Annotated in this window: 3 protein-coding genes; 2 read left to right on the top strand and 1 reads right to left on the bottom strand. The window is 58.2% G+C overall.

Annotated elements, in window-relative coordinates:
• The first annotated feature begins 207 nt into the window (after positions 1-207).
• Together JIN78_RS16500 and JIN78_RS16505 are read left to right on the top strand one after the other, a co-directional pair.
• The gene (locus tag JIN78_RS16500; RefSeq protein ID WP_200393098.1) at positions 208-2,325 is read left to right on the top strand and encodes a glycosyltransferase; all 2,118 of its coding nucleotides are present in this window, start codon (positions 208-210) and stop codon (positions 2,323-2,325) included.
• Between the two features lie 128 nt (positions 2,326-2,453).
• Positions 2,454-3,500 (top strand): class I SAM-dependent methyltransferase, encoded by a 1,047-nt coding sequence (locus JIN78_RS16505; protein ID WP_200393099.1) that lies wholly within the window; start codon positions 2,454-2,456, stop codon positions 3,498-3,500.
• 9 nt (positions 3,501-3,509) lie between these two features.
• On the opposite strand, the gene JIN78_RS16510 is transcribed toward JIN78_RS16505, so the two are convergent.
• The coding region (locus JIN78_RS16510) for a hypothetical protein (RefSeq protein WP_200393100.1) at positions 3,510-3,693 on the bottom strand (184 nt) is incomplete at its 5' end.

The raw sequence follows: 3,693 nt of genomic DNA on the forward strand, positions 1-3,693 counted from the left end.
TTTTAGTCCTGATCCGCGGCACCTCAAAAGAGACCGACGAACCCGCAAATCCCCCATAGAATCAGGCCTCACAGCCTTAACCTGACGCGAATGGGGAGGAGGCTTGAAGAAGAGAGTCAGGCAAAAACAGGGGCAGGAGAGAAAGTGATGAAGATTTCCGCCAGTGTTATCGATATTCGGTCGCGACCCCGGAACGGGGAGCGGTGTGTGAAGTTATTGGAGGAGGCGGGAATTGCGGCGGACATCTATTGGGGAACGACGCCGGAGGAAGCAATGGTGGAGATTGGGGTGGATGCGGTCCGCTTTCGGGAACGGTGGGGGCGGGCGCTGGTGCCGGGGGAGGTGGGGTGTTATTGTTCTCATCTGGGCTTGTTGCGGGAGTTTCTTGCCAAGCGGGAGGCGGGGTGGCTGGCGGTCTTTGAGGATGACGCGGTGCCGGATGGGGACTTGGGTGAATTCCTCGGAAGCTATGCCCGGGAGGCGGAGGCCCTGCAAGTGGACTATCTCAATTTGAAACCCGGGCATGAGGAGTTGGAAGGGGAGCATTGGGTGGTGCCATCGACGGGGCATTTGGTGGGTACTTACGGATACATGGTGAATCAGGTAGGCGCGGCCCTTATCTGTGGAGCGCTGCCCATGACGGGTCCGCTGGACGAGATCATTTGGCGCTTGCCGTTGCTTCGGCGGGGAGTCTTGACGGGGGACTGTCCCCGGGTGGGGCATCAGGACTTGGCAGGTGCTGATTCCATTCGGAAAGGACGAGGGGAGATTCCCAATTTGTTGGTGAAAACTGGCACAAAAGGGATGGGAGAGACGGCGAACATCTTAATCGCGACTGATGATGCGGGATTGGAGCCCCATGCGACCGTCATTGCCTCGCTGGTTCGTCGGTGCACGCTCCCCGTCCATGTTCGTTGTTATTATCGGGGTCATGCCCGGCCGGAAGATTTTGAGAGGAAGGGATTGAAGGTTGAGTTCCTCGAACCTGTGAAGAGCCCGGCGGGGCGCTTCCCGGCTCACGTCAGCCAACCGGCCATGGATCGCTTTCTGGGTATCCGGGATTGTTGCGACTGGGATCGGGCGCTGGTCTTGGACTGGGATCAATTGGTGTTGACTGACGTGAGGCCTCTTTTTGAGCTGGACTTTGGGGGGCATTTGCTGGCGGCCCGGCTCTGGCACAAGAACCTGGCGGATGCGGCCTGGGATTGGTTCCGGCGTCGCTTGCCCCCGGAGTTTGAGGAGGCAGGGCAGGGGGAGTTTTTTTATCTCGGCCCTCTCTTGAATCTTGAGGCGATGCGGGAGGAGGGCTTTTGGGAGCGCTTTCTGGCGGTGCAGGAAGCGGTTGGCTATGAAGAACAAATCGCGTTGGCTCTTGCTGGTCAGGGGCGGGTTTTGGGTCTCGCCGCCAAATGGAATCTGGTGCCCGGTTGGGATCGTCCAGGCGAGAATCCTGACGGTATTCTTCATTACACGATGCCCAGCAAGCCGTGGAGTCATCCGGGTGTGGAGATGGCAGAATACTGGCACCGGGAGCAAGTTAGCTGGGAGGAGCTGAAGGAAGGGGGCGAGAGGGTGAGTGAAAATGCCAAGAGGGGGAGAGGGGTGGAGAAGGGGAAATTTCTTAGCGAGAAAGGAAAGCGCTATCATGTTCTCATATCTGGAGGGCTCGCGAGTCAGCTTTATGGCTATGGGCATGTCCTTCGTTTGCAGGCGGGAGGGCATGAGGTGACCTATTCTGATGATCCCCAGTATCCCTATTGGACCTTGGAAGGGACGAGGCCTCCTGACAAGAGTCACGAAATCTGGCGGCTGGATGCCTTGGGGATTGCGAGGAGCCGGGAGGAGCCGCCGCCCGGGGCGGTCGTTGTTCCGAGCTGCGGGGCGGGTTCCTTTCCCCGGACTTTTGATGGCTGTGGCGAGGCCTTGATGGAGGCGATCCAATTCGATGATCCGTCTGCGGAAGAAATGATTCGGCAGGTGAAAGAAGCGGAAGGCGGCCTTATGATTCGGCGTGGTGATTTTTTGAGGCATGGCTATGTCAAAGAGGGCATCCCGGATTACGCCTGTGAGCCTCTTCAGCGGAAGAGTCGGCTGGTAGTGTGCAGCGATGATTATCCTTGGGTTGAGCAGAACCTGCAGGGATGCCAACCACTCAGAGAGCCTCCTGGCGTTCATCCTTTTTCGGTGGCGCTGGCTATGAGCCATGCGCAGGAGCTCTTTGGGCATCCGAAAAGTGGATTTTTTCAGGTGGCTTTGTTGCTAAAACAGTATCGGGAGAGCAGCGATTGCCTTGCGCGTTTCGGAAAAATCTCCGGCCTCGCATGACTGGAAGTCTTTTTCTGGTTGGCTCCAAATCTCAATTGACTCGATTGGCTATGATATCTGATTGCCCGCGACCTTTTCTTTTCATTCACATTCCGAAGACGGCAGGAACGAGTGTGGAGAATGCACTGGTGACAGCGGCGACGGGGAGAACTTTGCCGGAACTGAGTCGGCAAGAGCTGACGGAGTATGCGCTGCCGGGTGGCGATCGGCAGGGGAAGCTGGCTGGGGAGGGGGAGGTGCGAAGCCCGGCTATCCAGCATGAGTCGGTGGCTTATTTCGAGCGTCGGGGTCTGCTGGCGGGTCGGGAAGTGGTGACGGTGGTGCGAAATCCTTTTGAGCGGGCCTTGTCTCAGCTCTTTTATCTATTGCGTCTTTTACCGGAGGCTAGAACTCTGTTCACGGGGCCCAGTTGGGCGGATGATTTGAAGAGGCTGGCGGCCTTCGATGGTCTACTGGGCCACGATCTCGGGGCTTGTCAGGTCGATTGGCTCAAGGATGGCGCGGGGGAAGTTCGGGTGGATCGGGTGCTGCGTTTCGAGAGTCTGGAGGAGGACTTTGCGAGTCTGTGCGCGGACTGGGGGATCCGGGCGGAGTTGCCGCACGAGATGGATTCGGGGCGGAAGTTTCCCTGGTGGCAATACTATGATGAGGAGGCCCGGCGGATGATGGCGGAGAAGTATGGGCGTGACTTCGAGGAATTTGGTTATGAGTCGGGAATGCCTGCAACCGGAGCGGACGAAGGGCTGGAAGAGCGGCATCACGATCTCGGCAAGGATCGGGGCTTCCGGGAAAGCGGGCGGCTGATGGTGCCGGACGGGTCGCTGGAGTCCCTCTCGGCGGAGGGGGTCTGGGAGCGCTTCCGTCCTCTCCAGACGATACTTCTGGCGAAGGACTGCCGCCGGGCCTTGAAGCCAGGAGGAGTGCTGGAGGTGGTGACGCCGGATTTGGCCGCCTTGGGTGGATTGGAAGACGATCCGGAATTCGTCCATGGTTACCTTGTTCGTCATGTCCCCGATGCTCACTGTGAGGCCGCAGGCTACGTAGTTAACGATCTCATTGCCGATTGCAGGTTTGTTTACGATGAGGGATTGCTGGTCGAGACCCTGGCCGAAGGGGGATTCACTGCTTTTGAACGGATCGAAAAGCCGGGTTGGTTGGTGGTGCGAGCCTGTTAGGCATTCGCGTCAACTTAGGAGTTCGATCCAAGTGTCTTCAAGGGGGCGGCGTTTTTTGCGGGTTTCGGTGGTGACGTGGCGGTGGTCAGGTTGATAGCTCCAGAGAGCTTCCAAATGAACCGACTTCGTGCAGGCGTTCGCGAAGTCGTCGAGGAGTTTTTCTAGGCTGATTCGTTGGTGCTTTTTGAGCCTT

It is taken from the genome of Roseibacillus ishigakijimensis (assembly GCF_016595415.1).
Classification (GTDB): domain Bacteria; phylum Verrucomicrobiota; class Verrucomicrobiia; order Verrucomicrobiales; family Akkermansiaceae; genus Roseibacillus; species Roseibacillus ishigakijimensis.